Source organism: Micrococcus sp. HG099, assembly GCF_024723355.1.
Classification (GTDB): Bacteria; Actinomycetota; Actinomycetes; order Actinomycetales; family Micrococcaceae; genus Micrococcus; species Micrococcus endophyticus.
Genome location: NZ_JANQCJ010000001.1, coordinates 1 through 26,735 on the forward strand (window position 1 = coordinate 1; position 26,735 = coordinate 26,735).

Sequence of the window (26,735 nt, forward strand, 5' to 3'; positions counted from 1 at the left end):
GCTCGGCGAGGGCCCAGGCGGCGTCGCGCATCATCGCCGGGCCGCGGCCGGCGGCCAGCAGCGGTGCCTCGGCCGCGCGCACCGCGGATCCGGCGACCGCGACGCGGCGCAGCTCCTCGACGCTCATGCCCCGTCCTCCCCCGCCCGGCGCTCGGCCACCACGTAGGCGGCGGCCACGTCGCCGTCGTGGCTCAGGGACAGGTGCCAGTGCGTGATGCCCTGCGCCTCGGCCTGGGCCTGCACGGTGCCGGTGAGGTGCACGGTGGGGCGGCCGTCGCCGTGGTCCGGGCGCGGGATCCAGCAGTGGTGCCACATCATCCCGGGCGGGGCGCCCATCGCCTTGGCGATCGCCTCCTTCGCGGCGAACCGCGCGGCCAGCGAGCGCAGGGGCAGGTCCCGCTCGTCCTCCGTGAACAGGCGCTCGCGCAGGGCGGGCGTGCGCTCCAGCTGCGCCCGGAACCGCGGCACGTCCACCACGTCCATCCCGACTCCCACGATCATGCCGGACCCTCTCCTCGTGCCGGGGCCGCGGGCGTCGCGGCGGCGGGGGCGGCCGAGACGGCCCCAGCGGGACCGGCGGCGCCGGCCTCGGCGCCCACCGGCTGGCCGCGCAGCCGCTTGGCCAGGTCCAGGGGCCACTGCAGCACGCCGGGCAGCTCCTGGTCGCAGCCGGGGGTCGCCATTGTCTTGCCGTAGGCGAGCACCCCGTAGGCGCCGTGGCGCACCCGGCCCCACCGGTCCAGCCCGGCGTCGAACGCGAACATGGACACCCGGCCCTCCTGGGGCGTCCAGCACCGCTCGACGAGCAGCCGCGAGCGCTCCAGGTGCTGGTGGAACGTGAGCACGCCGAGGTGCTCCAGGCCGAGCTCGCGCATGCGGGCGGCGGCGTGCATCGCCTCGCCCTGGGTGGTGAGCGGGTCGGGAGCGAAGCACTCCACGCTCACGCCGGCCAGGCGCGGGTCCCGCCGCTCCTCGGGGCCGCACAGGCGCTCGTGGCCGTCCGGGCCGAGGTGCGCGGAGACGAACAGGCGGTCGGCGACGCCGTCGGCGGCCAGCTCGATCGCGGCGTCGTACACCCGGGGCTGGCTGTAGAGCACCAGCAGGGCGTCCACGCGCTCCGGGTCGTCCGGGCGCGGGGAGGTCACGGCGTGCGCGGCCCAGCCGACCCCGAACGCCAGGGCGAGGGCGGCGGTGCCCGCCGCGGCGGACAGCAGGGCCCGCACCCCGCGCGGCACGCCTCGCGCGCCGCGCCGGGCGCGCGCCCGGTCCGAGCCCTCGCTCATGCGCCCTCGGGGACCTGCCGCAGGATCACGGTGGAGCGGGCGGGCACCTCGAGCACCTCGCCGGCGCGCACGCGCGGGCGGGATCCGCTGGGGGCCACGTGGGACGAGGTGTCCACCACGACCTCCCATGTCTCCGGGAAGAGCGGGCCGGGCAGGGTGTAGGGCACCGGCTCCCACCAGGCGTTCATGAGCACGTAGAAGTCGCGGTAGGGCCCCTCCTCGTCCTCGTCCCCGCGGGTGAGGGTGTGCCCGTTGAGGTAGAAGCCGATCGACCGGGCCTCGGCGCCCCAGTCGTCCTCCGTCTTGGCGGTCGCGTCCGGCTCGAGCCACACGATGTCCGGCAGGGGCGCCTCGACGTCGCGGGCCGCGGGGCGACCGTCGAAGTGGTGGCGGCGGCGGAACACCGCGTGGTCATGGCGCAGCGCGATCAGGTCGCGGGTGAACGCCACGAGCGAGTCGTCCACCGCGGACCAGTCGATCCAGGAGATCTCGTTGTCCTGGCAGTACACGTTGTTGTTGCCGCCCTGGGTGCGGCCCAGCTCGTCGCCGTGGCTGATCATCGGCACGCCCTGGCTCACCAGCAGGGTGGCCAGGAAGTTGCGCTGCTGACGGGCCCGCAGGGTGAGGACCTCGGGGTCGTCGGTCTCCCCCTCCACGCCGCAGTTCCAGGACCGGTTGTGGGAGTCGCCGTCGTTGTTGCCCTCACCGTTGGCCTCGTTGTGCTTCTCGTTGTAGGAGACGAGGTCGCGCAGCGTGAAGCCGTCGTGGGCCGTGACGAAGTTCACCGAGGCGCCCGGGCTGCGCCCGTCACCCTCGTAGAGGTCCGCGGAGCCGGTCAGGCGGGTGGCGAACTCGCCGAGCGTGCCGGGCTCGCCGCGCCAGAAGTCGCGGACGGTGTCCCGGTACATGCCGTTCCACTCGGACCAGATGCCCGGGAAGTTGCCCACCTGGTAGCCGCCCCAGCCCACGTCCCACGGCTCGGCGATGAGCTTGACCGTGCGCAGCACCGGGTCCTGGCGGACCACGTCGAAGAACGCGGAGAACATGTCCGGGCCCTGCTCGCCCTCCACCCGGGTCAGGGTGGTGGCCAGGTCGAAGCGGAAGCCGTCCACATGCATCTCCGTGACCCAGTGCCGCAGCGAGTCCATGACCAGCTGGAGGGCCTTGGGGCTGGACAGGTCCACGGAGTTGCCGGTGCCGGTGTAGTCCATGTAGTGCCGCTCGTCGCCCTCGACGAGGTGGTAGTAGCCGGCGTTGTCGAGCCCGCGCATGCTCAGCATGGGGCCCTTGTCGTTGCCCTCCGCGGTGTGGTTGTACACCACGTCGAGGATCACCTCGAGGCCGGCCGCGTGGAGGTCCTTCACCATCTGCTTGAACTCGCGCACCTGGCCGCCGACCTCCCGGGAGGCGGCGTAGGCGGCGTGGGGCGCGAAGAAGCCGAGCGTGTTGTAGCCCCAGTAGTTGCTCAGGCCCTTCTCCTGCAGGGTGGCGTCGTCCACGAACTGGTGGACCGGCATCAGCTCGACGGCGGTCACCCCCAGGTCCGTGAGGTGGCGCACGACCTCGGGGTGCGCCATGCCGGCGTAGGTGCCGCGCAGCTCCTCGGGCACCGCCGGGTGCAGCTTCGTCATGCCCTTCACGTGGGTCTCGTAGATCACGGTGTCCGCGAGCGCGACGCTGGGCGGCGCGTCCTCGCCCCAGTCGAAGTCGTCGTCGGTGACGACGCCGAGCATGGTGGTCCCCAGGTTGTCCGAGGTGTCCATGCGGTCCGGCTCGTCGAAGTCGTAGGAGTGGTGCTGCTGGCCCCACTCGTGCTCGCCGGCGAACGCGCGGGCGTACGGGTCCACGAGGATCTTCGCCGGGTTGTGCCAGAGGCCGCGGGAGGGGTCCCAGGGGCCGGTCACGCGGTAGCCGTAGCGCTGGCCGTGCCCGACGCCGGCCACGTGGACGTGCCACGTGGTGCCGTGGCGCTCCACGACGGGCAGGCGGGTCTCGACGCCGTCCTCGTCCACCAGGCACAGCTCGACCGACTCCGCCTCGCGGGCCAGCGCGACGGCGAAGTTCGTTCCGGTCTCGTCCACCGTGGCCCCGAGGGGGTACGGCTGGCCGATGTCCACAGTGTGCATGACTCTCCGAGGGGTCGTTCGACGGGGCCCGACCATCGGGCTCCCTCCGGGAGTCTACTGGGGCGTAGGGGCACGGACCCGGGCCGGCGCCGGCCAGGCCTGGCCCGGCCGGCGGGCGGCGTGGCCGGGGCCTCAGCCCAGGCGCGTGCCGCCCACGGCCGTGTGGGCCGCCCCCGCGGCGGCCCGGCCCGCCGAGCCTCCCGGGCGCCCGGCGGTGCCGGACAGGGACATGGCCGCGCGCAGCACCGCCGTCTGACGTGGCCAGACCTCGTTCGCGCCGGCCGCCCAGTACGGGCGCCCCACGAAGGTGAACGCCATGGCCCGGGAGCCGTCCCGGCTGGACACGGCGAGCGAGGCGGAGCCGAATCCGCCGCCGTCGTGGCCGTAGAGCACCTCGCCGGCGCGGACGGGGTCCGGGACCTGGAAGATCCCGTAGCCGTAGGCGGCCGCCCGGGCGGCGCCCACCGGGGTGACCATCGCGTCCACGGAGGCCTGGCCGACCAGACGGCCCCGCATCAGGGCCTGGTAGAAGCGCACGACGTCCCCGGCCGTGGCGTTGACGGCCGCGGCGCCGGCGAACACGGACTGGTCGATCGTCTGCAGCCGCATGGTCTGCCCGGGCCGGACGGCGGCGTCCTCCATCTCGGCGCCCCGCACCAGGGCGCCCTCCTCCAGGCGCGTGCGGTGCATGCCCGCCGGGCGGAAGACACGGTCGCGGATGAGGGAGGACAGCGGACGGCCCGCCGCCGCCTCGACCATGAGCTGGGCGACGACGTATCCCGTGTTCGAGTAACCCCAGTCGGTGCCGGGCTCGAACCACCAGCCGTCCTGCTTCGCCAGCTCCACCAGCTCACGCGGCGGGTAGGAGCGGGCGACGACGTCGCGCACGTGCTCCAGGGGCAGGTCCCACAGCGACACGTGGTCCATCAGCACCCAGACGGCGTCGGGCATCCCTGAGGTGTGGTTGAGCAGCTGGCCGAGCGTCACGGACTCGCGGCCGGGCCACAGCCCGGGCAGGACCTCGCCGATCGTGGAGTCCAGGCGCAGGGTGCCCCGCTCGATCTCCTGGAAGGCCACGGTGGCGGTCATGGCCTTGGTCACGCTCGCCACGCGGGCCACGGACTGCGGACGCGCCGGGGCCGGGGAGGCCGTGGAACGGCGCCCCGCGGCGAGCTCCACGAGTCCGGCGGGGCTCGCGGCCGCGCAGACGGCGCCCGCCACCGGCCACTGCACGAGTGCCTCGAGCGCGGCCTGCAGGGCGGCGCTGTCCGGGGTGCGGGAGGACCGCGCGGAGGGTGCAGCGGCCGCGGGGGCGCTGAGGCCCGCGGGCAGGGCGAGACAGGCCGCACCGGCGGCCAGCCCCTGGGTCAGACGGCGACGGGAGGTGGACATGGGCGGGCTCCTCGGGATCGGTGGGGGTGGAAGGCCACGGCGCCCATGGCGACCGTGACGTGGATCACCCTACCGCCCTGGCCGGCCACGCTCCTGCGGGACGGCTCGGGCCCGGCCGCCGAACGGCGACCGGGCCCGGGGCGAGGCCGCGGCGGCCTCAGCGGCGGAGGATCACTCCACCGTCACGGACTTGGCGAGGTTGCGCGGCTGGTCTACGTCGTAGCCCTTGGCGGAGGCCAGCTCGAGGGCGAAGATCTGCAGCGGCACGGTGGTGAGCAGCGGCATGAGCATCGGCTGGGTCTCCGGGACCTCGATGACGACCTCGGCGTGGCTGCGCACGGCCTGGTCGCCGCGCTCGGCCACCACGAAGGTGCGGGCGCCGCGGGCGCGGACCTCCTGGATGTTGGAGACGACCTTGGCGTGCAGGGAGTGCCGGTCCATCGGGGAGGGCATCACCACGAAGACGGCCTGGCCGTCGTCGATCAGGGCGATGGGGCCGTGCTTGAGCTCGCCTGCGGCGAAGCCCTCGGCGTGGATGTAGGCCAGCTCCTTGAGCTTGAGCGCGCCCTCCATGGCCACGGGGTAGCCCACGTTGCGGCCGAGGAAGAGCACCGAGGAGGTGTCCGCCATGGAGCGGGCCAGCTCCTTGACCTGCTCCTTGTCGTCCAGGATCTCCTGGATCTTGCCGGGGATGGCGTGCAGGTCCGCCAGGATGTCCTTGATCTGACCGCTGAACAGCTTCTTGTTCAGCTGCGCCAGGTAGAGGCCCAGCAGGTAGGCGGCGGTGATCTGCGCCAGGAACGCCTTGGTGGAGGCGACGGCGATCTCCGGGCCGGCGTGCGTGTAGAGCACGGCGTCGGACTCGCGCGGGATCGTGGAGCCGTTGGTGTTGCAGATGGACACCGTGCGGGCTCCCTGCTCCTTGGCGTAGCGGACCGCCATGAGGGTGTCCATGGTCTCGCCGGACTGGGAGATGGAGACCACGAGCGTGTTGGGGTCGATGATCGGGTCGCGGTAGCGGAACTCGTGGGAGAGCTCGACCTCGACCGGGATGCGGCACCAGTGCTCGATCGCGTACTTGGCCACCGTGCCGGCGTAGGCGGAGGTGCCGCACGCCAGGACGATGATCTTGTTGACGGCCTTGAGCTCCTCCGGGTCGATGCGCAGCTCGTCCAGCACGAGGACGCCGGCGGCGTCCATGCGGCCCAGCAGGGTGTCCTGCACGGCCTGCGGCTGGTCGTGGATCTCCTTCTCCATGAAGGTCTCGAAGCCGCCCTTCTCCGCGGCGGAGGCGTCCCAGTCCACGGTGAAGCGCTTGCCCTCGGCGGGGTTGCCGGAGAAGTCGGTGATCTCCACGCCCTCGGCGGTGATGGTGACGACCTGGTCCTGCTCGAGCTCGATGGCCTCGCGGGTGAAGTCGATGAAGCCGGAGACGTCGGAGCCGAGGAAGTTCTCGCCCTCGCCCAGGCCCACGACGAGCGGGGAGTTGCGGCGGGAGGCCACCACGCGGTCCGGGTGGTCCACGTGCACGGCCAGCAGGGTGAAGGCGCCCTCGAGGCGCTGGGAGGCCAGCTGCAGGGAGCGGGTCAGGTCCTGGCCGCCGGCGTTGCGGTAGACGTCCGCGAGCAGGTGCGCGGCGACCTCGGTGTCCGTCTCGGAGAGGAACTGTGCGCCCTTGGCCAGCAGCTCCTCGCGCAGCTCGGCGTAGTTCTCGATGATGCCGTTGTGGATCATGGCCAGGCGGCCCTCGTCCGCCACGTGCGGGTGCGCGTTGACGTCGGTGGGCCCGCCGTGGGTGGCCCAGCGGGTGTGGCCGATGCCCACGAGGCCGGTGGGCACGGGGCGCTCCTCGAGCTCCTGGGCGAGGTTGGCGAGCTTGCCCGCCTTCTTGCGGTGGTACAGCTCGCCGCCGTCCACCACGGCGACGCCGGCGGAGTCGTATCCGCGGTATTCGAGTCGACGCAGCCCCTCCATCAGGACGTCGAGAGCGCCGTGCTCACGGGTCGAGGAGGGCTGGCCGATGTATCCGACGATTCCGCACATGCGGACGAGGATACCGGGCGCGGGCCCCTTCCGCTGACGGCGGCCGGGCTCAGGCCGCGCCGGTGCCGAAGCCGTGGGGATGGGCCCGCTGCCAGGCCCACAGGTCGCGCACCATGGCGGTGACGTCGCGCCGGGCCCGCCAGCCGACCTCGGCCCCGACGGCGTCCACCGCCGCGCACGACTCGGCGATGTCCCCGGCGCGCCGCGCCGTCACGCGGCACGGGATCCGCGCCCCGGTGACCTCCTCGAACGCGCGCACCATCTCGAAGACCGTCACGCCCTCGCCGCGGCCGATGTTCCACACCCGCGTCGTCGGCTCCGCCCCGTCCCCGCGGCGCGCCGCGAGCCACGCCAGGGCGGCCAGGTGCGCCTCGGCGAGGTCCATCACATGGATGAAGTCCCGCACGGCGCTGCCGTCCCGAGTGGGGAAGTCCGCCCCGAAGACCTGCAGCTCCGGGTAGGCCCCCGTCGCCACGCGCGCCACGAACGGCATGAGGTTGGCGGGGACGCCGCGGGGGTCCTCCCCCAGCCGGCCGGACGGGTGGGCGCCCACGGGGTTGAAGTAGCGCAGCATCGCCAGGCCCACGCCGTCCGTGGTGGCGCAGACGTCCCGCAGGACCTGCTCGGCCATCAGCTTGGAGCGGCCGTAGGGCGAGACCGGGTCCGTGGGGGCCGCCTCGTCCACGGGGACGGGGGCGCGGTCGCCGTAGACGGTGGCGGAGGAGGAGAACAGCACGGTCCGCGCCCCGGCCGCGAGCGCGGCCGCGGCCACTGCGGCGGTGCCGCCCACGTTGACGTCGTAGTAGTCGGCCGGGCGGCTCAGGGACTCGGCCGGGGACTTCAGGCCGGCGAAGTGCACCATCGCCTCGGGTGCGAAGGCCTCCAGGGCGGCCCGGTAGTCCGCCGGGCAGCGGATGTCGGCGACCACGAGGTCCAGCCGCCGGCCGCCGAGGGCCACGCCGGCGAGCTCGGCCGCCCGCTCGAGCGGCGCCGTCGAGCCGGCCACGAGGCTGTCCAGCACCAGGACGTCGTGGCCGGCCTCGAGCAGGACCACGACGGTGTGGGACCCCAGGTAGCCGGCTCCGCCGGTCACGAGCACGCGCATGGGCCGATCCTATGCCGCCCCCGTGACGCCGCGCCGCGTGCGTCCCCGGGCCGGGCCGAGGCCGGCGCGGCACCATACTGGTGGGGTGAAGGACTCCACCCAGCCCGCGCCGCCGGTTCCCGAGGACCTCGAGGACGACCCGGTCTCGGACCACCACCGCTCCCCCTTCGTGGAGCTCGAGCGCCAGACCTGGGCCCGGCTCGCCACGGAGATGGCCCAGCCGTTCGACCAGGGGGACGTCGAGCGGCTGCGCGGCCTCGGCGAGCACCTGTCCCTGCGCGAGGTGGCGGAGGTGTACCTGCCGCTGTCGCGCCTGCTGAGCATCAACGTGGAGGCCTCCGGGGCGCTGCGCAGCGCGACCAACGCGTTCCTCGGGGAGCGCACGGGGCGCACCCCGTACGTGATCGGCGTGGCCGGCTCGGTCGCCGTCGGGAAGTCGACGACGGCCCGCGTGCTCCAGGAGATGCTGCGCCGCTGGCCCACCACCCCGCGCGTCGAGCTGATCACCACGGACGGGTTCCTGCACCCCAACGCAGTGCTGCAGGAGCGCGGCATCATGGCCCGCAAGGGCTTCCCCGAGTCCTACGACCGCCGGGCGCTGCTGCGCTTCATGGTGGACGTGAAGTCCGGGGCGCAGGAGGTGCGCGCGCCCGTCTACTCGCACATCACCTATGACATCGTCCCGGGCGAGGAGCAGGTGGTGCGCCGCCCGGACGTGCTGATCGTCGAGGGCCTCAACGTGCTGGCCCCGCCGGTGACCCGCGCGGACGGCACGGCCGGGCTCTCCGTCTCGGACTTCTTCGACTTCTCCGTGTACGTGGACGCCCGCGCGGACTGGATCCGCTCCTGGTACATCGAGCGGTTCATGGGCCTGCGCTCGGGCGCGTTCGCGGACCCGCGCAGCTACTTCCATCGCTACGCCACGCTCTCCGACGCCGAGGCGCAGGGCACCGCCGAGTCCATCTGGGACTCCATCAACGGCCCGAACCTGCAGCAGAACGTGCAGCCCACCCGCGGGCGCGCCCGGCTGGTGCTCACCAAGAACGCCCAGCACGAGGTGACCCGCGTGCTCCTGAGGAAGGTCTGAGGCCGGTGGCCCGCCGCGCGCTGCCCGCCGCCGGCCTGGCCGTGCTCGCCGCCCTCGCGGCCGGCTGCTCGCTCTCGGACGGGCAGCCCGCGCCCTCGACGACGACGTCGGCCCCGGCGGCGTCGTCCGCCTCGCCGAGCGGCACGGCCACGGGCCCCGCCCCCTCCTCCGTCGCTCCCGCGGGCGCGCATGCGGACCCGGCCGCCCTGGACGTCGTCGTGAACAAGGCCCGCCCCCTCTCCCCCGTGGACTGGGCGCCGCAGGACCTCGTCCCCGTGCCGGGCTCCGACCTGCCGCTGCGCGCCGAGGCCGCCCGGGCCGCCGGCGGGCTGATCGAGGCCGCCGCCCGGAGCGGGCACGCCCTCAGCACCCTCAGCGCCTACCGCTCCCACGCATACCAGGCGCAGACCTACGGCCACTGGGTGGACGAGCTCGGGCGGCAGGAGGCGGACCGGGTCTCGGCCCGGCCCGGCCACTCCGAGCACCAGACCGGCCTCGCGTGGGACGTGGGCGACCCCGAGTCCCCGCAGTGCCACCTCGAGGCCTGCTTCGGGGACACCGCGGCCGGCCGCTGGGTGGCCGAGCACGCCGCCGAGCACGGGTTCGTGGTCCGCTATCCCGCGGGGGCGGAGCACGTCACGGGCTACGCCCCCGAGCCCTGGCACCTGCGCTACGTGGGCCCCGCCGCGGCGGGCCGGATCGAGGCGGCCGGCGGCGTGCTGGAGACCGCCTGGGGACTGCCCGCGGCACCCGACTACACCGGCTGACCTGGGCGATTCCTGCGGCGACGCAGATCATAGGGACAGGGGCCGGGGCGAGGTCTACACTCGTGCCCATGCTTCAGGGTTTCAAGGAATTCATCATGAAGGGCAACGTCATCGACCTGGCGGTTGCCGTCGTCATCGGCGCCGCGTTCGGCGCCGTCATCAACGCCGTCGTCGACTCGGTCCTCATGCCGCTGATCGCCGCGCTGTTCGCGGCCCCGAGCTTCGACGACTGGCTGGTCCTCGACATCAACGGCGTGCTCGTGAAGTTCGGCGTGGTGCTCACCGCCGTCGTCAACTTCCTGCTCGTCGCCGCCGCCATCTACTTCGCCATCGTCCTGCCGATGAACAAGATGATCGAGCGCCGCAACCGCCGCCTCGGCATCGACCCCGCCGAGGAGGAGGTCCCGGAGGACGTCGCGCTGCTCACCGAGATCCGCGACCTGCTGTCCGCCCAGCGCGGCGGCGCCGCCGGCACCACGCACACCACCCTCTGACCTCTCCGCCCGCCGGACCGCGAAGGGCCCGGGACGACTCCTACGAGTCGTCCCGGGCCCTTCCTCGTGTGGTCCGGCGGCCCTCTTCGATCCGGCGTGCCGGGGGCGGGCTCAGCGCTGCGGCGCGACGTCCGGGTCCCCCCGGTCCCGGTCCAGGCACGGCAGCCACTCCACGGGGGCGCCGTGCCGCTCGCAGACGGGCGCGTCCACCGCGAGGAACGCGGCGCCCCACAGCACGGCGAGCCCCGCCAGCAGCGCCCCGAAGAGGGACCACCGCGGGGGCCGGGGCACCGCCTCCGAGCTCACGGGCGCCCCCTCAGACGTGCAGGCGCAGCTCGCGCTGCACGACGTCGGCCAGCGCCTCGGCCTCGCGGCCGGCGGTCTCCTCGTCCGGGGCCTCGACCATGACGCGCACGACGGGCTCGGTGCCCGAGGGGCGCAGCAGCACCCGTCCGGTCTCGCCCAGCCGGGCCTCGGCCTCGGCGACGGCGGCCTGGACGGCCACGTCCTCGGCGGCCCGGGACTTGTCCACGCCGCGCACGTTCACGAGCACCTGCGGCAGGCGGTCCATCACGGCAGCCAGGGCGGACAGCGGCCGGCCGGTCTCGGCCACGCGGGCGGCCAGCTGCAGGCCGGTGAGCACGCCGTCACCGGTGGTGGCGTGGTCGGAGAAGATCACGTGGCCGGACTGCTCGCCGCCGAGGGAGTAGTCGCCCAGCTTCATGCCGGCCAGCACGTAGCGGTCGCCGACCTGGGTCTCCACGAGCTGCACGCCCTCGCGGCCCATGGCCAGCTTCAGGCCGAGGTTGGACATCACCGTCACCACGAGCGTGTCGTCGCGCAGGACGCCGCGGTCCTTCATGGCCACGGCCATGACGCCCATGATCTGGTCGCCGTCCACCACCTCGCCGCGCTCGTCCACGGCGAGGCAGCGGTCGGCGTCGCCGTCGTGGGCGATGCCCAGGTCGGCGCCGTGCTCGAGCACGGCCGCCTGGAGCTTCTCCAGGTGGGTGGAGCCGTAGCCCTCGTTGATGTTGAGCCCGTCCGGGGACGCGCCGATCACGACGACCTCCGCGCCGGCGTCGCGGAACGCCTCGGGCGAGCAGCCCGCGGCCGCGCCGTGGGCGCAGTCCAGGACGACCTTCAGCCCCTCGAGGCGGTGCGGCAGCGCCTGGAGCAGGTGCACCACGTAGCGGTCCTCGGCGTCGGAGAACACCTTGACCCGGCCCACGTCCGCGCCCTGGGGGCGTCGCGGTTCGACGCCCTCGAGGTGGCGGATGATCTCGTCCTCCTGGGCGTCGGTGAGCTTCTCGCCGCCGCGCGCCAGGAACTTGATGCCGTTGTCCGGGGCCGGGTTGTGGGAGGCGGAGATCATGACGCCGAAGTCCGCCCCCAGGTCCCCCACGAGGTAGGCGGCCGCGGGCGTGGGGAGCACGCCGGCGTCCCACACGTCTACGCCCGAGGACGCCAGGCCCGCCTGGACGGCGGCGGCGATGAACTCCCCGCTGATGCGCGGGTCGCGGGCCACGACGGCGACGGGGCGTCGTCCCGCCTCCAGCGCCTCGGCGCCGAGCACGGGCGCGGCGGCCTGGGCCAGCTGGACGGACAACTCCACGGTGAGGGTCTCGTTGGCCAGGCCACGGACGCCATCGGTTCCGAACAATCTCGACATGATCAGTCAGTGTAGGACCCGCCCCCTGCGGCCTGCATCACGGGGAGGTCACGAAACGGGACCGGGACCGGTAGCATCGGACCGGACGAGTCCGTGCGACCCGCGCCCGCGTGCCTGAGCGCGCCGCCGTCGACGCGGACTCCCGCCCCGAACAGAAGGACCCGCCCCATGCCCGAGCAGTCTCCGACTCCGTCCTCCCGCCCCTGGACGCGCCGCACCGTGCTGGGCGGCACGGGCCTGGCGATCGCGGCCGGCGTCGCCGGGTGCTCCCGGCCCGAGGCGGCCGAGGAGGCCGAGGAGACCGAGGCGGCACCGAAGCGGCTGCCCGCCCCGGACATCCTGACCACCGCGCAGTGGGGCGCCCTGCAGCCCAACTACCATCTGCAGACGCTCGACGAGCGCCCCTCCTACCTGGTCATCCACCACACCACCACGCCGAACGTCACGGACGGCTCCCGCGAGGCGGCCGAGAGCATCGCCAAGATGGTCCAGAACGCCCACATGAGCACGCTGAACGACTGGGGCGACACCGGCCAGCACTTCACCGTCTCCCGCGGCGGCTTCGCCATGGAGGGCCGCCACGGCTCCCGCTACACGCTGGAGCAGGGCCAGACCTTCATGCTGGGCGTCCACGCCCTCGGCTTCAACGCGTACGCCCTCGGGATCGAGTGCGAGGGCCTGTACACGCTGAACCCGCCGCCGCAGAGCCTCTACGCGGGCCTCGTGCCACTGGCCGCCTACATCTGCCAGCAGTACGAGCTGCCGCCCTCGCGCATCATCGGCCACCGCGACGTCACCGCCACCAGCTGCTGCGGCGACGCGTTCTACGGCAAGCTGCCCGTGCTGCGCGAGGACGTCCGCCTGTCCCTGGCCACGGGCGAGTACCACGTCTCCGAGGGCTTCGGCGCGGACAACCTCTTCGACGACGCCCACGTCACCCCGGACTACCTGCAGGAGCAGGGCTACTGAGCCCCTCCCCCGCGTCCCCGCTCGACGACGACGGCGCCCCTCACCGGGATCGGTGAGGGGCGCCGTCGCGTCCGGGGCCGGGCAGGCCGGGGCCGGCTCAGCGCACGCGCGGGAACGAGCCGCCGGAGTCCTCGCCGGTCTCGAACAGCTCCGTGGCCGGGGCGCAGATGTGCGGGTCCGGACGGTGCACGATCCGCTCGTCCTTGTCCGGGTACGGCAGCGTGTGCAGCACGTGGCGGATCGCCTCGAGGCGGGCGCGCTTCTTGTCGTTCGACTTCACCACGGTCCACCGGGCGTCGGCGGCGTCCTCCATGGCGTGCCCGCCGGCGGGCGTGGTCTCGGTGGTGGTGCTCGTGTTCTCAGCCACGGCGGTTCCTGAGGTCGTGTTCGACCGGACCACGCACCGGACGGGCGAGCGGCCCGTCATGGCTTCCTCACCATGCGCTCCCAGTCTGCTCCCCGGTAGGGCGGACGCCCCGCCCCGCTCGCGAGGAGCGGGACGGGGCGTCGGCGCGGGGTGCGCGGCGGTCGGGGCCGCGCGGCGCGGATCAGCGCTTCGAGAACTGCGAGGCCTTGCGGGCCTTCTTGAGGCCGGCCTTCTTGCGCTCGATGACGCGGGCGTCGCGGGTCAGGAACCCGGCCTTCTTGAGCGCCGGGCGGTTGTGCTCGCGGTCGATCTCGTTGAGGGCGCGGGAGATGCCCAGGCGCAGCGCACCGGCCTGGCCGGAGGGACCGCCGCCGTGGATGCGGGCGATCACGTCGTAGGCGCCGGCGAGCTCCAGCAGCGTGAAGGGGTCGTTGACCTCCTGCTGGTGCAGCTTGTTGGGGAAGTAGTTCTCCAGGCTGCGGCCGTTGATGGTCCACTGGCCGGAGCCGGGGACGAGGCGCACGCGGGCCACGGCCTCCTTGCGGCGGCCGACGGCGGAGCCGGGCACGGTCAGGGCCGGGCGCTCGGAGGCGGCGGGGGCCTCGGTGCCGGCGGCGGTGGACTCGGAGGTGTAGCTCGTCAGCTCCACGTCGTCGTGCTCATTGATGCTCATGGTTCTCCTCAGGGAAGGTTCGCGTCAGTCGACCGCCAGGGTCACTGGGCGACCTGGCCGATCTCGAAGGTCTGGGGCTGCTGGGCGGCGTGCGGGTGCTCGGCACCGCGGTACACCTTCAGCTTGGTCAGCTGCTGGGCGGCCAGCGAGTTCTTCGGGAGCATGCCCTTGACGGCCTTCTCCACGGCGCGCACCGGGTTGGTCTCGAGCAGCTCGGCGTAGGACTGCGACTTCAGGCCGCCCGGGTAGCCGGAGTGGCGGTAGGCGCGCTTCTTCTCGAGCTTGGCGCCGGTGAGGGCCACCTTCTCGGCGTTCACGATGATGACGTAGTCGCCCATGTCCATGTGGGGGGCGAACGTCGGCTTGTGCTTGCCACGCAGGAGGGTGGCGGTGTGGGAGGCCAGGCGGCCGAGGACGACGTCGGTGGCATCGATGATGTGCCACTGGCGGTCGGCGTCACCAGGCTTGGGAGAGTACGTACGCACGTTGTCTGCCTTCAGGGTCGGTGTTTGTCACAGCGCCTGCCCGCCGGGTCGTGATTCCGGTGCGCGAGCGCTGTCAGTTCTCCGTGCGCGCCGGTCCCCCAGGTGAGGGCTGGAAGGCGTCCGGGCCCGATGCCCCGGGGGTGCGGCGCGAGCTGACGGCCATGCAACTGAGCCACTCGCGGCACGACGCATCCGGGTGCGGGCATGCGCAACGTCCCCCCATCCTACCGAAGCCGGGCCCCGTCGCCAAAAGTCAGGGCATCGGGCTGGTCCGGCCTCAGAGCGTCCGCCGGGCGCGCGTCCCCTCGGCCCGGCGCCGCAGCCCCTCCCCGTCCTCGGGGTAGCCGACGGCGAGCAGCGTCAGGCCCCGTGGCGGGGCGAGGCGGACCTGGGAGTCGCGCGCCGGCGTCGCCACCCGCAGGCCGAGCCAGCCCGGCGCGCGGGAGCCCTCACCCACCTGGAGCAGCGCGCCCACGACGGCCCGGACCATGTTGTGGCAGAACGCGTCGGCGCGGATCCGCACGCGGACCGAGCCGTCTTCGTCCCGCGCCACCCGCAGGTCCTGGACCTCGCGGATGGTGGTGGCCCCCTCGCGGGGCCGGCAGAAGGAGAGGAAGTCGTGCAGCCCCAGCACCGCGTCCGCCTCCAGGGCCATGAGCCGCTCGTCCAGGGCGGCCCCGTGCCAGTGGGTGAAGGCCCGCGTGCGCGGGTCCCGGCGGTCGGGCGCGTCGTCGATCCGGTACTCGTACTCGCGCCACAGCGCGCTGAACCGCGCGTCGAAGCCGGCGGGGGCGCGGCGGGCGCCGTGCACGACGACGGCGCCGTCCCAGCCCGAGAGCACCCCGCCCAGGCGCCGAGTCAGGGAGGCTCCCGGCTCGAGGTCCGGCCGGCCGCGGGTCAGGCCGGCCCACTCCCCCTCGGCGAGGTCGAGGTGGACCACCTGCCCGCGCGCGTGGACGCCGGCGTCGGTGCGGCCCGCCACGACGGTGCGCACCGGGCGGCGCAGGATCCGCTCGAGCCCGTCCTCCAGGGCGCCCTGGACCGAGTCCAGGCCGGGCTGACGGGCCCAGCCGCGGAAGGCGCCGCCGTCGTAGGCCAGGTCGAGGCGGACGCGCACGGGCTCCACGCGCGCCGCGGAGGGGGCGGACGGGGCGGACTGCTCGGTCATGGTGCTCCTCGAGGTCGGCTGGTCGGGGGCGGCAGGGCGGGGCTGGCACGCGGAAGGCGGGCGGCGGGCCCGCGGGGGCCGGAGACGGCGGAGGGCCGCCCACCGGTGGTGGACGGCCCTCGCCGCGGCGCCGTCACGAGGGACGGCGCGCCGTGGTCGACAGGATTCAGTCGGCCATCTTCTGGGCGGCCTCGCCGCCGGCGGGCTCGAAGCCCGCGGCCTTGGCCTCCTCGACGGTGGAGAACCAGACCTCGGCGGTGGTCTGGTCGTACCAGCGGGAGCCGGGCACGTGGTACTTCTTCGAGCTGGCGTTGCCCTTGATGGACGCGCCCTCGGGGGCGGAGCCGTCCTCGGTGGTGGCCACGGCGCCGTCGATCTCGGCGGCGGCCTCCTGGGACTCGGCCACAGTGACGTCCTCGGTAGCGGCCGGGTCCACGGCCTCGACCGGGGCGGTCTCCTGCACGGGCGCGGTCTCGGCGGCCGGCGCGGACGCGGCGGCCTGCTCGGCCTCGCGCACCACGGCCTGCTTGCCGGAGATCGGCTCCATGATCAGCTCGATCACGGCCATCGGCGCGTTGTCGCCCTGGCGGTTGCCGATCTTGGTGATGCGGGTGTAGCCGCCGTTGCGCTCGGCCATGGCCGGGCCGATCACGGTGAACAGCTCGTGCACGATCGACTTGTTCGTGCGGTTCTTCGCGGCGATGAGGCCCTGGACCTTGCGACGCGCGGGCAGGTCGCCCTTCTTCGCGAAGGTGATCAGGCGCTCGGCGTACGGGCGCAGGCGCTTGGCGCGGGTGAGCGTCGTGGTGATCGACTTGTGCTCGAACAGCTGGGCGGACATGTTCGCCAGCATGATGCGCTCGTGGGCCGGGCTGCCGCCCAGGCGCGGACCCTTGGTGGGGGTAGGCATGGTGTTTCTCCTCGGGTGGGACCCTTCAGCCGACTGCGGCGTCGGGTCGAAGATTTCAGGTGGTGCGGGGTCGGCTCAGAAGTCCGAGAACGGGTCGTCGTCCATCTGACGCGCGTGCGCCTGCGGGTCGTAGCCGGCCGGGGAGTCCTTGAGGGACAGGCCCAGCTCGTAGAGCTTCTCCTTGACCTCGTCGATGGACTTCGCGCCGAAGTTGCGGATGTCCATCAGGTCGGCCTCGGAACGGCCCACGAGCTCGCCCACGGTGTGGATGCCCTCGCGCTTGAGGCAGTTGTACGAGCGCACGGTGAGCTCGAGCTCCTCGATGGGCTGGGCCAGGTCTGCCGAGCCCTCGGCGGTCTCCGGCTCGTCGCCCAGGTCGATGCCCTCGGCCTCGACGTTGAGCGAACGGGCCAGGCCGAACAGCTCGACGAGGGTGGAGCCGGCGGAGGCCACCGCGTCGCGCGGCAGCATGTTCTCCTTGGTCTCCACGTCCAGGATGAGGCGGTCGAAGTCGGTGCGCTGCTCCACACGCGTGGCCTCGACCTTGAAGGTCACCTTGAGGACCGGCGAGTAGATGGAGTCGACCGGGATCCGGCCGATCTCCGCGTCCGCGGACTTGTTCTGGGCGGCGGTCACGTAGCCGCGACCGCGCTCGACGGTGAGCTCCATGTCGAACTTGCCCTTCGCGTTCAGCGTCGCGATGTGCAGGTCGGGGTTGTGGACCTCGACGCCGGCCGGCGCGGTGATGTCCGCGGCGGTGACGACGCCTGCCCCCTGCTTGCGCAGGTAGGCGACCACGGGCTCGTCGTTCTCCGAGGAGACGGAGAGCTTCTTGATGTTGAGGATGATCTCGGTGACATCCTCCTTGACTCCGTTGACGGTGCTGAACTCGTGCAGCACGCCGTCCACGCGGATGCTGGTCACGGCAGCACCGGGGATCGACGAGAGCAGAGTGCGGCGCAGGGAGTTGCCGAGGGTGTAGCCGAAGCCGGGCTCCAGCGGCTCGATGACGAACCGGGAGCGACGGTCGGAGACGACCTCTTCGGTCAGCGTGGGGCGCTGTGCAATGAGCACGGACATTTCCTTTCGGCGAGCGTCCGCCATATGACGCACGCGGTGGGTGGAAACGAGGACGGGGTGGGGGCAGGTCCGCAGACCTGTCCGCGTCCGCCCCCGGCGGGGGCGGACGCGGACACAGCGCTCAGGTCAGACGCGGCGGCGCTTCGCGGGGCGAGCGCCGTTGTGGGCCATGGGGGTGACGTCCTGGATGGACCCCACCTCGAGGCCGGCGGCCTGCAGGGAGCGGATGGCGGTCTCGCGGCCCGAGCCCGGGCCCTTCACGAAGACGTCCACCTTCTTCATGCCGTGCTCCTGCGCACGCTTGGCGGCCTGCTCGGCGGCCATCTGCGCGGCGTACGGGGTCGACTTGCGCGAGCCCTTGAAGCCCACCTCGCCGGACGAGGCCCAGGAGATGACGGCACCCGTGGTGTCCGTGATGGACACGATGGTGTTGTTGAACGTGCTCTTGATGTGGGCCTGGCCCACGGTGATGTTCTTCTTGTCCTTGCGACGCGGCTTGCGAGCGGCCGATGCGCGGGTCTTGGGGGGCATGTGTTTCTCCTCCGGGAAAGCTGCTGGTGCCGATGCTGCGGGCGGGGCGTCCGGGTCCGGACGCGGTCACCGCCGAGGCAGGATCACTTCTTCTTGCCGGCGACCGTCTTCTTGGGGCCCTTGCGGGTGCGGGCATTGGTCTTGGTGCGCTGGCCGCGCACCGGCAGGCCGCGACGGTGGCGCAGGCCCTCGTAGGAGCCGATCTCCACCTTGCGGCGGATGTCGGCGGCCACCTCGCGGCGGAGGTCGCCCTCGACCTTGTAGCTGCCCTCGATGTGGTCGCGCAGCTGCACCAGCTGCTCGTCGGAGAGGTCCTTCACGCGGATGTTCGGGTCGATGCCCGTGGCGGCGAGGGTCTCCTCAGCGCGGGTCTTGCCCACACCGTAGATGTACGTGAGTGCGATGATCACGCGCTTCTCGCGCGGAATGTCAACGCCTGCAAGACGAGCCATGTGGCCGTCCTCCTGTTCTTCTGCAGCAGGGGTCTGCACCAGGGACGTCCCGCACGACGCGGCCTGCGGCCCCGCGGATCCCCGCGTCGCGGCGCCGGGGAAGCTCCGGCGTGCTCCGCGACGGAAGTCCGCCGTCGTCGGTCTCCGGCCCCTGCGGCCGGAGGTGGAGGCCCTCCCCTGCTCGGGGTGGACCGCTGTCCCTGCTGTTCGGCCCGGATGGGCCGGATGGGTGGTGTGGTCAACGCGGTGGCGTCGCTCCCCGGTCTCCCGGGGACGCGATCAGCCCTGGCGCTGCTTGTGGCGCGGGTTCGAGCAGATCACCAGCACGCGGCCCTTACGGCGCACGACCTGGCACTTGTCACAAATCCGCTTCACGCTCGGCTGAACCTTCACGGCTCTTCCTCCTGCGCTCGCTTGGACGGGGGTTCTTACTTGTAGCGGTACACGATGCGACCCCGGCTGAGGTCGTACGGGCTAAGCTCCACCACGACGCGATCCTCGGGGAGGATGCGGATGTAGTGCTGACGCATCTTTCCGGAGATCGTGGCGAGCACGACGTGCTCGTTCTGCAGACGGACTCGGAACATCGCGTTCGGCAATGCCTCCGACACCGTGCCCTCGACCTCGATGACACCTTCCTTCTTAGCCATGTCCTCCACAATCGTCATGCCCCGAGGCCGGCCGCGAAGGGCCGCACCGGCGGGACGGGAACGGGTCTGATCGAGGCCGCACGACAGTGCACGCACACGATCAACGTTCGATGGTACCGCATTCCGCGCCCGGGTTCCACACGGGACGGCGGGTGCGGCCTCCCGGGGCTACTCCCCCGGCGGGACGGGGACGACGCCGAAGCGCTCCAGCTCCGAGGCGCCGCCGTCCGGGTCGGTGAGCACCCAGAGGCCGCCGGCGTGGCGGCAGACCGAGTGCTCCCACTGGCTCGCGCGGGCGCCGTCGACGGTCACCACGGTCCAGTCGTCCTCGAGGACACGGGTCTCGATGCCGCCGCGGACGAGCATGGGCTCGATCGCCAGGGCCAGGCCCGGACGCACCTTCGGCCCGCGGTGGCCCGTGCGGTAGTTGAAGACGTCCGGGGGCATGTGCATCGACGAGCCGATGCCGTGGCCCACGTACTCCTCGAGGATCCCGAGGGGCTCCCCCGGCTGCGCGGAGACGAAGTCGTCGATCGCGTCGCCGATGTCCCCGACGTGCTTGGCGGTGGCGAAGGCGGCGATCCCGACCCAGAGGGCCTCGCGCGTGATCGCGGAGAGGCGCTCGTCGCCCTCGTCCGCGGTGCCGGCCTCCGAGGAGCCCAGCACCAGGGTGCGCGCCGAGTCGGCGTGCCAGCCGTCGACGATCGCGCCGCCGTCGACCTTGAGGACGTCTCCGGCCTGCAGGACGCGGTCCCCGGGGATGCCGTGCACGACCTCCTCGTTCACGGAGGCGCAGATGGTCGCCGGGAAGTCGTAGTAGCCCAGGAAGTTGGACGACGCCCCGTGTTCGGCCAGGACGCCGGCGAAGACGGCGTCGAGCTCCGCGGTGGTGACCCCGGGGGCGGCGGCGGCGAGCGTGGCGTCCAGCGCCGCGGACAGGACCACCCCCGCACGCCGCATCGTCTGCAGCTGGGGGGTGGTCTTGAGCTCGAGCGAGCGGCGGCCGACCACGGAGGTCAGGACTCCGTGTCCGGGGCGATGACCGGCAGGGAGCCGGTGGCCGCGCGGACCGAGTAGACGGACTGGAGCAGGCGCTCGGTCACGTCGTCGATCTGGCCGGTGCCGTCGACGCGGGCCACGATGCCGCGCTCGACGTACTCGTGGATGACCGCCTCGGTCTCGCGGTGGTACAGGTCCAGGCGGTGCTCGATGACCTCCTGGGTGTCGTCCGCGCGGCCCTCGATCTCGGCGCGCTTGAGAAGTCGCTCCACGAGCTCGGCGTCCGGGACTTCCAGCTCGACGACGGCGGACAGCGCCAGGCCGGCCTCCGTGAGCATCGCGTCAAGGGCCTCCACCTGGCCCTTGGTGCGCGGGTAGCCGTCGAGGAGGAAGCCGTGCTCGGCGTCCGCCTGGGCGATGCGGTCGGCGACCATGCGGTTGGTGACGTCGTCGGGGACGAAGTCGCCGTTGTCGATGTACTTCTTCGCCTCGACGCCCAGCGGGGTCATCGACTTCACGTTGTGGCGGAAGATGTCGCCCGTGGAGATCGCCACGATCCCCAGCTTGTCGGCGATCCGGGTGGCCTGGGTTCCCTTGCCGGAACCGGGAGGGCCCATGAGCAGCATGCGGGTCATCGTGTGTTCCTCACTGTCGAAGCGGACGGCGTTGCGTGTGGCGGGCGGGTCTCAGCGCAGCAGGCCCTCGTAGTGGCGCTGCTCCATCTGGGCGTTGACCTGCTTCACCGTCTGGAGGCCCACGCCCACCATGATGAGGATGGACGTGCCGCCGAACGGGAAGTTCTGGCTGGCGCCGATCACCACGAAGGCGATCAGCGGGATCATGGCCACGATACCGAGGTAGAGGGCGCCCGCGAGCGTGATGCGGCTGATGACGTACTGCAGGTAGCGCTCGGTCGGCCGGCCGGCGCGCACGCCGGGGATGAAGCCGCCGTAGCGCTTCATGTTGTCCGAGATCTCCTGCGGGTTGAACGTGATCGACACGTAGAAGTAGGTGAACCCGATGATCATCAGGAAGTACACGGCCATGTAGACCGGGTGGTCGCCGTTGCCGAAGTACCGGCTGAGCCAGGCGATCCACGGGGCCGGAGCGGTGCCGTCCTGCGGGGTGTTGAACTGGATCAGGATGCCCGGGAGCATCAGCACGGACGAGGCGAAGATGACCGGGATGACGTTGGCCATGTTCACCTTGATCGGGATGAACGTGCTGGAGCCGCCGACGGTCCGCGAGCCGATCTGGCGCTTGGCGTACTGCACCGGGATCCGGCGCTGGGACTCCTCGACGAAGACGATGGCGAGCATGGTCAGCAGGCCGATCAGCATGACGATGGCGAAGACGCGCCAGCCCTGGGTCTGCACGACCTGGCCGAGGCCCGCGGGGAAGCCGGCGGCGATCGAGGCGAAGATCAGCAGGGACATGCCGTTGCCCACGCCGTTCTCCGTGACGCGCTCGCCGAGCCACATCACAATGATGCAGCCCGCCGTGAGGACGACGACGACGAGCAGCACGGTGAGGATCGAGTCGTTGCGCAGCAGGGGCAGCTGGCACCCGAGCAGGGCGCCCGTGCGGGCGAGGGAGGCCATCGTCGTCGCCTGAAGCAGCGCCAGCGCCAGGGTGAGGTAGCGGGTGTACTGCGTCAGCGTGGACTGGCCCTGCGGGCCCTCCTGGTGCAGCTGCTCGAAGCGCGGGATCACCACGCGCAGCAGCTGCACGATGATCGAGGCGGTGATGTACGGCATGATGCCGAGCGCGAAGATCGAGACCTGCAGCAGCGCTCCGCCGGAGAACATGTTCACGAACGAGTACAGGCCGCCCTGGGCGTTGCCGGCGGCCAGGCACTGCTGCACCGCGGGATAGTCGACACCCGGGGAGGGCACGAACGCGCCCATCCGGTAGACGGCGATGATCCCGAGCGTGAAGGCGATCTTCCGCAACAGGTCAGGCGTCCGGACGATCCGGGCGATGGCCTTGAACACGAGTCCTCCTGCGGTGGTCCTGAGATGGCGTGCGCCGGCCCCGTGCAGGGCAGGGGGCGCGCGAGACGGCCGCCACATCCGGGCGGGCGCTGTGCGAGTCTACACGGACAGGCCGAGGGCCCCGGTCCGGAGCGGATGCTCCGGGCCGGGGCCCTCGGGATGAAACGCGGCGCGTCAGAGGGTCTCGGTGGACCCGCCGGCGGCCTGGATCTTCTCCACGGCGGAGGCGGAGAAAGCGTCGACCTTCACCTGCACGGCCGAGGTGATCTCCCCCGTGCCCAGCACCTTCACGGGCTGGCCGCGACGGACGAGGCCCTTGGACACGAGCGCGTCCACGGTCACCTCGCCGCCCTCGGGGAAGTGCGCGGAGAGCTTGTCCAGGTTCACGACCTGGTACTCCGTGCGGAACGGGTTCTTGAACCCGCGGAGCTTCGGCAGACGCATCTGCAGGGGCAGCTGGCCGCCCTCGAAGCCCGCGCGCACCTGGTAGCGGGCCTTGGTGCCCTTGGTGCCGCGGCCGGCGGTCTTGCCCTTCGAGGCCTCACCGCGACCCACACGGGTCTTCGCGGTCTTGGCGCCGGGGGCCGGACGCAGGTCGTGGACCTTGATGGCGTCGTTGTCAGCCATTGTTGACCTCCTCCACGGACACCAGGTGCGGCACGGTGTTGACCATGCCGACCGTCACCGCGTCAGCCTTGCGGGTGACCTGGTGGCCGATCCGCTTCAGGCCCAGCGAGCGCAGGGTGTCCCGATGGTTCTGCTTGGTGCCCGTGACGCCGCGGGTCTGGGTGATGACCAGGGTGGCGTCCGAGGGCTGGATGTTCTTGCGGGTGGGCTCAGTCACGGCTCACGCACCTGCCTTCGCGCTCTTCTGGGCGCGATCGTTCTCCATGGTGCGCAGCATCGCATGGGGGGCGATCTCGTCCAGGGCCTTGCCGCGGCGGGCGGCGACGGCCTGGGGCTCTTCGAGCTTCTTGAGGGCGTCCACGGTGCCGCGCACGATGTTGATCGCGTTCACGGAGCCCATGGACTTCGACAGCACGTCGTGGATGCCGGCGCACTCGAGCACGGCGCGCACGGGACCGCCGGCGATCACGCCGGTGCCCGGCGAGGCCGGACGGAGGAGCACGACGCCGGCGGCGTCCTCACCCTGCACCAGGTGCGGGATGGTGGAGCCGACGCGCGGGACGCGGAAGAAGGACTTCTTGGCCTCCTCCACGGCCTTCTGGATCGCGGCGGGAACCTCCTTCGCCTTGCCGTAGCCCACGCCGACGGTGCCGTCGCCGTCACCCACCACCACGAGGGCGGTGAAGGAGAAGCGACGGCCGCCCTTGACGACCTTGGAGACGCGGTTGATGGCCACGACGCGCTCGAGGAACTGGTCCTTCTCGTCGTCCTGGGCGCCACGACGGTTGCGGTCGTCGCGACGACCGCCACGGCGATCGCCGTCACGGCCACCGCGGCCGCCGTCGCGACCGCCACGGCCGCCGGCGGAACGCTCGGTGGTCTGGCTGGCCGAGCCCGACGCGGTCTCGGAGACGGTGGTCTCGGTGCTCTCGGTCACCTGGGTGTCCTTCTGGTTGTTGTTCTCGGTCACAGCTTCAGTCCACCCTCTCGCGCACCGTCGGCCACGGCCGCGACGCGCCCGTGGTACTTGTTGCCGCCGCGGTCGAAGACCACGGCCTCGATGCCGGCGGCCTTGGCGCGCTCGGCGACGAGCTCGCCCACGCGCTTGGCCTTGGCCGTCTTGTCACCCTCGAGCGCGCGCACGTCGGCCTCCATGGTGGAGGCCCAGGCGAGCGTGCGGCTCTGCGTGTCGTCCACGACCTGCACGAACATGTGCCGTGCAGAGCGGTTGACGACCAGGCGGGGACGGACGGTGGTGCCGGAGATCCGCTTGCGCACCCGGAGGTGGCGGCGGGTGCGGGCGTTGAACTTGCCCTTGCCCTTCACCTTCAGAGTAGACATCACTTACCTGCCTTTCCGGCCTTGCGGCGGATCTGCTCGCCCGCGTAGCGCACGCCCTTGCCCTTGTACGGGTCGGGACGGCGCAGCTTGCGGATGTTGGCGGCGGTCTCGCCGACCTGCTGCTTGTCGATACCGGCGACGGTGACCTTGTTGCCCTCGACGGTGAAGGTGATGCCCTGGGGCGCCTTGACCGGGACGGGGTGGGAGTAGCCCAGGGCGAACTCCAGGTCCTGGCCCTTGGCCTGCACGCGGTAGCCGGTGCCGACGACCTCGAGCTGCTTGGAGAAGCCGTTGGTCACGCCCTCGACCATGTTGCTGATCAGGGTGCGGGTCAGGCCGTGCAGGGAGCGGGACTCACGCTCGTCGTCGGGGCGGGCCACGGTGACCTGCCCCTCCTCGAGGGTGGCCGTGATGGGCGTGGGCAGCGAGTGCTCGAGCTGGCCCTTGGGGCCCTTCACGGAGACGCGGTCGCCGTCGATGGTCACGTCGACGCCGCTGGGGATGGTGATCGGGAGACGTCCGATTCGAGACATGTCAGTTCAGCCTTTCTTCCGTCGTGCCCGTCACCAGACGTAGGCGAGGACTTCTCCGCCCACGCCCTTCTTGGCGGCCTGCTGGTTCGTGAGAAGACCAGAGGAGGTGGACAGGATGGCGATGCCGAGGCCGCCCAGCACGTGGGGCAGGTTCGTGGACTTGGCGTACACGCGCAGGCCCGGCTTGGAGATGCGGCGCAGGCCGGCGATCGCACGCTCACGCTGCGGGCCGAACTTCAGGTCGATGGTCAGCTTCTTGCCGACCTCGGCCTCCTCCTCGCGCCAGTCCTGGATGTAGCCCTCGGACTTGAGGATCTCGGCGACGCGAGTCTTCAGCTTCGAGGACGGCATGGACACGGTGTCGTGGTAGGCCGAGTTTGCGTTGCGCAGACGGGTCAGCATGTCTGCGACGGGATCGGTCATGGTCATGTGGGCTTCACGCCCTTTCTCGCCGTGGTTTCCGCCACCGGTTCACCGGTGGAGGACCTGTGGCGTGGAGGTCTTACTGGTCGGTCTTGAACGGGAAGCCCAGCGCCTTCAGCAGCGCGCGGCCCTCGTCGTCGTTCTTGGCGGTGGTCACCACGGTGATGTCCATGCCGCGCACGCGGTCGATCTTGTCCTGATCGATCTCGTGGAACACGGTCTGCTCGGACAGGCCGAAGGTGTAGTTGCCGTTGCCGTCGAACTGGCGGTCGGACAGGCCGCGGAAGTCACGGATGCGCGGCAGCGCGAGCGTGACCAGGCGGTCCAGGAACTCCCACATGCGGTCGCCGCGCAGGGTCGCGTGCGTGCCGATCGGCATGCCCTCGCGCAGCTTGAACTGCGCGATGGACTTGCGGGCCTTGGTGATCATCGGCTTCTGGCCGGTGATGGCGGTGAGGTCGGTGACCGCGCCGTCGATGATCTTGGAGTCCTTGGCGGCCTCGCCGACGCCCATGTTCACGACGACCTTGACGAGCCCGGGCACCTGCATGACGTTCCCGTACTGGAACTGCTCCTGCAGGGTCGCGCGGATCTCCTCGCGGTACTTGGTCTTCAGACGCGGGGCGACCTTCTCGGTCTGCTGCACCTCGGTCATCACAGCTCCTTCCCCGAGGCCTTGGCGAAGCGGACCTTCACGGTCTTGCTCTCGCCGTTCTTCTCGACGGTCTCGAAGCGGTAGCCCACACGGGTCGGCTTCTTGGTCTCCGGGTCCACCACGGCCACGTTCGAGATGTGGATCGGGGCCTCGGCGACCTGACGGCCGCCCTCGGTGGAGCCGTTGTTGTCCTGGCCGGCGCGCAGGTGCTTCGTCACGCGGTTCACGCCCTCGACGAGCACGCGCTCGTCAGCCGGGAACACGCGCAGGACCTTGCCCTGCTTGCCCTTGTCCTTGCCACTGATGACCTGGACGAGGTCGTCCTTCTTGATCTTGGCCATGAGGTCAGATCACCTCCGGGGCGAGCGACACGATCTTCATGAACTTCTTGTCACGCAGCTCGCGGCCCACGGGGCCGAAGATGCGCGTGCCACGGGGCTCGCCGTCCGTCTTCAGGATGACGGCCGCGTTCTCGTCGAACTTGATGTACGAGCCGTCGGGACGACGGGACTGCTTGCGGGTGCGGACCACCACGGCCTTGACGACGTCGCCCTTCTTGACGTTGCCGCCGGGGATGGCGTCCTTGACGGTGGCGACGATGGTGTCGCCGATTCCTGCGTAGCGGCGTCCTGAGCCACCGAGAACACGGATGGTCAGGATCTCCTTCGCACCGGTGTTGTCGGCGACCTTGAGCCGCGACTCCTGCTGGATCACTTGTCTCTCCTAGCGTCGCGCCGGTTCTCCCCCACGATGGGCGAGCCTTGCGGAACGGTTGAACGGTCATCCCGGGACGCTTACCCCTCCCCCGAGGCGGGCCTCCCGTCGTCGTCTCCGGCCGGCGCGTGTTCAGACAGCGTCGGGGAGGTCGAGAGCGGAGGGGCGCGCAGGGCAGGGCCGAGGCGGATCCGG

34 protein-coding genes are annotated in these 26,735 nt (G+C 71.9%); 4 read left to right on the forward strand and 30 right to left on the reverse strand.

What is annotated here, in order from left to right; genetic code table 11:
* Window positions 1-123: 123 nt before the first annotated feature.
* From NWP10_RS00005 to galE, 6 genes are all read right to left on the reverse strand, one after another.
* On the reverse strand, window positions 124-501 hold the full coding sequence (locus NWP10_RS00005) for a holo-ACP synthase (RefSeq protein WP_158491521.1): 378 nt from the start codon (window positions 499-501) through the stop codon (window positions 124-126).
* On the reverse strand, window positions 498-1,283 hold the full coding sequence (locus NWP10_RS00010) for a hypothetical protein (RefSeq protein WP_258299437.1): 786 nt from the start codon (window positions 1,281-1,283) through the stop codon (window positions 498-500). The genes NWP10_RS00005 and NWP10_RS00010 overlap by 4 nt, the downstream gene beginning before the upstream one ends.
* Window positions 1,280-3,409, reverse strand: coding sequence for a glycogen debranching protein GlgX (gene glgX / locus NWP10_RS00015; protein ID WP_258299438.1), 2,130 nt, complete (start codon window positions 3,407-3,409; stop codon window positions 1,280-1,282). The genes NWP10_RS00010 and glgX overlap by 4 nt, the downstream gene beginning before the upstream one ends.
* A gap of 132 nt (window positions 3,410-3,541) precedes the next feature.
* Window positions 3,542-4,801 (reverse strand): serine hydrolase, encoded by a 1,260-nt coding sequence (locus NWP10_RS00020; RefSeq protein ID WP_258299439.1) that lies wholly within the window; start codon window positions 4,799-4,801, stop codon window positions 3,542-3,544.
* A gap of 171 nt (window positions 4,802-4,972) precedes the next feature.
* Complete coding sequence (gene glmS, locus NWP10_RS00025) at window positions 4,973-6,844, reverse strand: glutamine--fructose-6-phosphate transaminase (isomerizing) (protein WP_258299440.1); 1,872 nt, start codon at window positions 6,842-6,844, stop codon at window positions 4,973-4,975.
* Between the two features lie 49 nt (window positions 6,845-6,893).
* The gene (gene galE, locus NWP10_RS00030; RefSeq protein WP_017487807.1) at window positions 6,894-7,949 is read right to left on the reverse strand and encodes a UDP-glucose 4-epimerase GalE; all 1,056 of its coding nucleotides are present in this window, start codon (window positions 7,947-7,949) and stop codon (window positions 6,894-6,896) included.
* Between the two features lie 85 nt (window positions 7,950-8,034).
* On the opposite strand from galE, the gene coaA reads away from it, so the two are divergent.
* The 3 genes from coaA to mscL all read left to right on the forward strand — a co-directional run bounded on the left by coaA (window position 8,035) and on the right by mscL (window position 10,297).
* Window positions 8,035-9,036, forward strand: a complete 1,002-nt coding sequence (gene coaA / locus NWP10_RS00035) for a type I pantothenate kinase (RefSeq protein ID WP_017487808.1) — start codon at window positions 8,035-8,037, stop codon at window positions 9,034-9,036.
* 5 nt (window positions 9,037-9,041) lie between these two features.
* Window positions 9,042-9,803, forward strand: coding sequence for a D-alanyl-D-alanine carboxypeptidase family protein (locus tag NWP10_RS00040; protein ID WP_258299441.1), 762 nt, complete (start codon window positions 9,042-9,044; stop codon window positions 9,801-9,803).
* A gap of 68 nt (window positions 9,804-9,871) precedes the next feature.
* Window positions 9,872-10,297: a large conductance mechanosensitive channel protein MscL gene (gene mscL / locus NWP10_RS00045; protein ID WP_258299442.1), complete on the forward strand. Its 426-nt coding sequence runs from the start codon at window positions 9,872-9,874 to the stop codon at window positions 10,295-10,297.
* A 111-nt stretch (window positions 10,298-10,408) separates the two neighbouring features.
* Here mscL and NWP10_RS00050 read toward each other — a convergent pair whose 3' ends face one another.
* Both NWP10_RS00050 and glmM read right to left on the reverse strand, forming a co-directional pair.
* Window positions 10,409-10,603, reverse strand: a complete 195-nt coding sequence (locus NWP10_RS00050; RefSeq protein WP_258299443.1) for a hypothetical protein — start codon at window positions 10,601-10,603, stop codon at window positions 10,409-10,411.
* 10 nt (window positions 10,604-10,613) lie between these two features.
* On the reverse strand, window positions 10,614-11,969 hold the full coding sequence (gene glmM, locus NWP10_RS00055; RefSeq protein ID WP_026106781.1) for a phosphoglucosamine mutase: 1,356 nt from the start codon (window positions 11,967-11,969) through the stop codon (window positions 10,614-10,616).
* Window positions 11,970-12,137: 168 nt separating this feature from the next.
* Between glmM and NWP10_RS00060 the strand changes: the two genes are divergently transcribed.
* A complete protein-coding gene (locus tag NWP10_RS00060; protein ID WP_258299444.1) occupies window positions 12,138-12,938 on the forward strand; it encodes a peptidoglycan recognition family protein in 801 nt (266 codons plus the stop codon).
* Between the two features lie 97 nt (window positions 12,939-13,035).
* Here NWP10_RS00060 and NWP10_RS00065 read toward each other — a convergent pair whose 3' ends face one another.
* From NWP10_RS00065 to rplN, 22 genes are all read right to left on the reverse strand, one after another.
* A complete protein-coding gene (locus tag NWP10_RS00065; protein WP_375162450.1) occupies window positions 13,036-13,305 on the reverse strand; it encodes a hypothetical protein in 270 nt (89 codons plus the stop codon).
* A 181-nt stretch (window positions 13,306-13,486) separates the two neighbouring features.
* Entirely contained in the window at window positions 13,487-13,978 is a 492-nt protein-coding gene (gene rpsI / locus NWP10_RS00070) for a 30S ribosomal protein S9 (protein WP_258299445.1), read from the reverse strand.
* 41 nt (window positions 13,979-14,019) lie between these two features.
* Window positions 14,020-14,463 carry a 50S ribosomal protein L13 gene (gene rplM, locus NWP10_RS00075; RefSeq protein WP_017487816.1) on the reverse strand — a complete coding sequence of 148 codons (444 nt, stop codon included), beginning with the start codon at window positions 14,461-14,463 and terminating at the stop codon, window positions 14,020-14,022.
* Between the two features lie 277 nt (window positions 14,464-14,740).
* Window positions 14,741-15,631, reverse strand: a complete 891-nt coding sequence (locus tag NWP10_RS00080) for a tRNA pseudouridine(38-40) synthase TruA (protein ID WP_258299446.1) — start codon at window positions 15,629-15,631, stop codon at window positions 14,741-14,743.
* Window positions 15,632-15,797: 166 nt separating this feature from the next.
* A complete protein-coding gene (gene rplQ / locus NWP10_RS00085; protein ID WP_017487818.1) occupies window positions 15,798-16,541 on the reverse strand; it encodes a 50S ribosomal protein L17 in 744 nt (247 codons plus the stop codon).
* A 75-nt stretch (window positions 16,542-16,616) separates the two neighbouring features.
* Entirely contained in the window at window positions 16,617-17,615 is a 999-nt protein-coding gene (locus NWP10_RS00090) for a DNA-directed RNA polymerase subunit alpha (protein WP_026106782.1), read from the reverse strand.
* Window positions 17,616-17,747: 132 nt separating this feature from the next.
* Entirely contained in the window at window positions 17,748-18,152 is a 405-nt protein-coding gene (gene rpsK / locus NWP10_RS00095) for a 30S ribosomal protein S11 (protein WP_017487820.1), read from the reverse strand.
* An 83-nt stretch (window positions 18,153-18,235) separates the two neighbouring features.
* Complete coding sequence (gene rpsM / locus NWP10_RS00100) at window positions 18,236-18,604, reverse strand: 30S ribosomal protein S13 (RefSeq protein WP_017487821.1); 369 nt, start codon at window positions 18,602-18,604, stop codon at window positions 18,236-18,238.
* A gap of 279 nt (window positions 18,605-18,883) precedes the next feature.
* A complete protein-coding gene (gene rpmJ / locus NWP10_RS00105; RefSeq protein ID WP_002857509.1) occupies window positions 18,884-18,997 on the reverse strand; it encodes a 50S ribosomal protein L36 in 114 nt (37 codons plus the stop codon).
* Window positions 18,998-19,032: 35 nt separating this feature from the next.
* Window positions 19,033-19,254: a translation initiation factor IF-1 gene (infA, locus tag NWP10_RS00110; RefSeq protein WP_026106783.1), complete on the reverse strand. Its 222-nt coding sequence runs from the start codon at window positions 19,252-19,254 to the stop codon at window positions 19,033-19,035.
* Window positions 19,255-19,422: 168 nt separating this feature from the next.
* Window positions 19,423-20,265: a type I methionyl aminopeptidase gene (gene map, locus NWP10_RS00115; protein ID WP_258299447.1), complete on the reverse strand. Its 843-nt coding sequence runs from the start codon at window positions 20,263-20,265 to the stop codon at window positions 19,423-19,425.
* A 5-nt stretch (window positions 20,266-20,270) separates the two neighbouring features.
* Window positions 20,271-20,888 carry an adenylate kinase gene (locus tag NWP10_RS00120; protein ID WP_017487824.1) on the reverse strand — a complete coding sequence of 206 codons (618 nt, stop codon included), beginning with the start codon at window positions 20,886-20,888 and terminating at the stop codon, window positions 20,271-20,273.
* Between the two features lie 51 nt (window positions 20,889-20,939).
* Window positions 20,940-22,247, reverse strand: a complete 1,308-nt coding sequence (gene secY / locus NWP10_RS00125) for a preprotein translocase subunit SecY (protein WP_017487825.1) — start codon at window positions 22,245-22,247, stop codon at window positions 20,940-20,942.
* A gap of 174 nt (window positions 22,248-22,421) precedes the next feature.
* A complete protein-coding gene (rplO, locus tag NWP10_RS00130) occupies window positions 22,422-22,874 on the reverse strand; it encodes a 50S ribosomal protein L15 (RefSeq protein WP_017487826.1) in 453 nt (150 codons plus the stop codon).
* Entirely contained in the window at window positions 22,867-23,091 is a 225-nt protein-coding gene (rpmD, locus tag NWP10_RS00135) for a 50S ribosomal protein L30 (protein ID WP_017487827.1), read from the reverse strand. Before rpmD ends, rplO begins: the two co-directional genes overlap by 8 nt.
* Before the next feature lie 3 nt (window positions 23,092-23,094).
* Window positions 23,095-23,844: a 30S ribosomal protein S5 gene (gene rpsE, locus NWP10_RS00140; protein WP_017487828.1), complete on the reverse strand. Its 750-nt coding sequence runs from the start codon at window positions 23,842-23,844 to the stop codon at window positions 23,095-23,097.
* Complete coding sequence (gene rplR, locus NWP10_RS00145; RefSeq protein ID WP_017487829.1) at window positions 23,841-24,215, reverse strand: 50S ribosomal protein L18; 375 nt, start codon at window positions 24,213-24,215, stop codon at window positions 23,841-23,843. The genes rpsE and rplR overlap by 4 nt, the downstream gene beginning before the upstream one ends.
* The gene (gene rplF / locus NWP10_RS00150; RefSeq protein WP_017487830.1) at window positions 24,215-24,748 is read right to left on the reverse strand and encodes a 50S ribosomal protein L6; all 534 of its coding nucleotides are present in this window, start codon (window positions 24,746-24,748) and stop codon (window positions 24,215-24,217) included. The genes rplR and rplF overlap by 1 nt, the downstream gene beginning before the upstream one ends.
* A 30-nt stretch (window positions 24,749-24,778) precedes the next feature.
* The gene (gene rpsH, locus NWP10_RS00155) at window positions 24,779-25,177 is read right to left on the reverse strand and encodes a 30S ribosomal protein S8 (protein ID WP_017487831.1); all 399 of its coding nucleotides are present in this window, start codon (window positions 25,175-25,177) and stop codon (window positions 24,779-24,781) included.
* 73 nt (window positions 25,178-25,250) lie between these two features.
* Window positions 25,251-25,826: a 50S ribosomal protein L5 gene (gene rplE, locus NWP10_RS00160; protein ID WP_158491538.1), complete on the reverse strand. Its 576-nt coding sequence runs from the start codon at window positions 25,824-25,826 to the stop codon at window positions 25,251-25,253.
* A complete protein-coding gene (gene rplX, locus NWP10_RS00165; RefSeq protein WP_017487832.1) occupies window positions 25,826-26,167 on the reverse strand; it encodes a 50S ribosomal protein L24 in 342 nt (113 codons plus the stop codon). Before rplX ends, rplE begins: the two co-directional genes overlap by 1 nt.
* 4 nt (window positions 26,168-26,171) lie before the next feature.
* Complete coding sequence (gene rplN / locus NWP10_RS00170) at window positions 26,172-26,540, reverse strand: 50S ribosomal protein L14 (RefSeq protein ID WP_002857487.1); 369 nt, start codon at window positions 26,538-26,540, stop codon at window positions 26,172-26,174.
* Between the last annotated feature and the right edge of the window lie 195 nt (window positions 26,541-26,735).

Bases quoted from the DNA above. Each gene is read 5' to 3' on its own strand.
- rpsI (WP_258299445.1), bottom strand. From the start codon at position 13,978: ATGAGCATCAATGAGCACGACGACGTGGAGCTGACGAGCTACACCTCC.
- rpsK (WP_017487820.1), bottom strand. From the start codon at position 18,152: ATGCCCCCCAAGACCCGCGCATCGGCCGCTCGCAAGCCGCGTCGCAAG.
- rplR (WP_017487829.1), bottom strand. From the start codon at position 24,215: ATGTCTACTCTGAAGGTGAAGGGCAAGGGCAAGTTCAACGCCCGCACC.
- NWP10_RS00080 (WP_258299446.1), bottom strand. From the start codon at position 15,631: ATGACCGAGCAGTCCGCCCCGTCCGCCCCCTCCGCGGCGCGCGTGGAG.
- glmM (WP_026106781.1), bottom strand. From the start codon at position 11,969: ATGTCGAGATTGTTCGGAACCGATGGCGTCCGTGGCCTGGCCAACGAG.
- rplE (WP_158491538.1), bottom strand. From the start codon at position 25,826: ATGACCGAGGTGCAGCAGACCGAGAAGGTCGCCCCGCGTCTGAAGACC.
- rplX (WP_017487832.1), bottom strand. From the start codon at position 26,167: ATGGCCAAGATCAAGAAGGACGACCTCGTCCAGGTCATCAGTGGCAAG.
- infA (WP_026106783.1), bottom strand. From the start codon at position 19,254: ATGGCTAAGAAGGAAGGTGTCATCGAGGTCGAGGGCACGGTGTCGGAG.
- NWP10_RS00010 (WP_258299437.1), bottom strand. From the start codon at position 1,283: ATGAGCGAGGGCTCGGACCGGGCGCGCGCCCGGCGCGGCGCGCGAGGC.
- NWP10_RS00120 (WP_017487824.1), bottom strand. From the start codon at position 20,888: ATGACCCGCATGCTGCTCATGGGCCCTCCCGGTTCCGGCAAGGGAACC.
- galE (WP_017487807.1), bottom strand. From the start codon at position 7,949: ATGCGCGTGCTCGTGACCGGCGGAGCCGGCTACCTGGGGTCCCACACC.
- glmS (WP_258299440.1), bottom strand. From the start codon at position 6,844: ATGTGCGGAATCGTCGGATACATCGGCCAGCCCTCCTCGACCCGTGAG.
- NWP10_RS00060 (WP_258299444.1), top strand. From the start codon at position 12,138: ATGCCCGAGCAGTCTCCGACTCCGTCCTCCCGCCCCTGGACGCGCCGC.
- rpsM (WP_017487821.1), bottom strand. From the start codon at position 18,604: ATGGCTCGTCTTGCAGGCGTTGACATTCCGCGCGAGAAGCGCGTGATC.
- glgX (WP_258299438.1), bottom strand. From the start codon at position 3,409: ATGCACACTGTGGACATCGGCCAGCCGTACCCCCTCGGGGCCACGGTG.
- NWP10_RS00005 (WP_158491521.1), bottom strand. From the start codon at position 501: ATGATCGTGGGAGTCGGGATGGACGTGGTGGACGTGCCGCGGTTCCGG.
- rpsH (WP_017487831.1), bottom strand. From the start codon at position 25,177: ATGACCATGACCGATCCCGTCGCAGACATGCTGACCCGTCTGCGCAAC.
- NWP10_RS00020 (WP_258299439.1), bottom strand. From the start codon at position 4,801: ATGTCCACCTCCCGTCGCCGTCTGACCCAGGGGCTGGCCGCCGGTGCG.
- rplO (WP_017487826.1), bottom strand. From the start codon at position 22,874: ATGGCTGACAACGACGCCATCAAGGTCCACGACCTGCGTCCGGCCCCC.
- mscL (WP_258299442.1), top strand. From the start codon at position 9,872: ATGCTTCAGGGTTTCAAGGAATTCATCATGAAGGGCAACGTCATCGAC.
- rplF (WP_017487830.1), bottom strand. From the start codon at position 24,748: ATGTCTCGAATCGGACGTCTCCCGATCACCATCCCCAGCGGCGTCGAC.
- rplQ (WP_017487818.1), bottom strand. From the start codon at position 16,541: ATGCCTACCCCCACCAAGGGTCCGCGCCTGGGCGGCAGCCCGGCCCAC.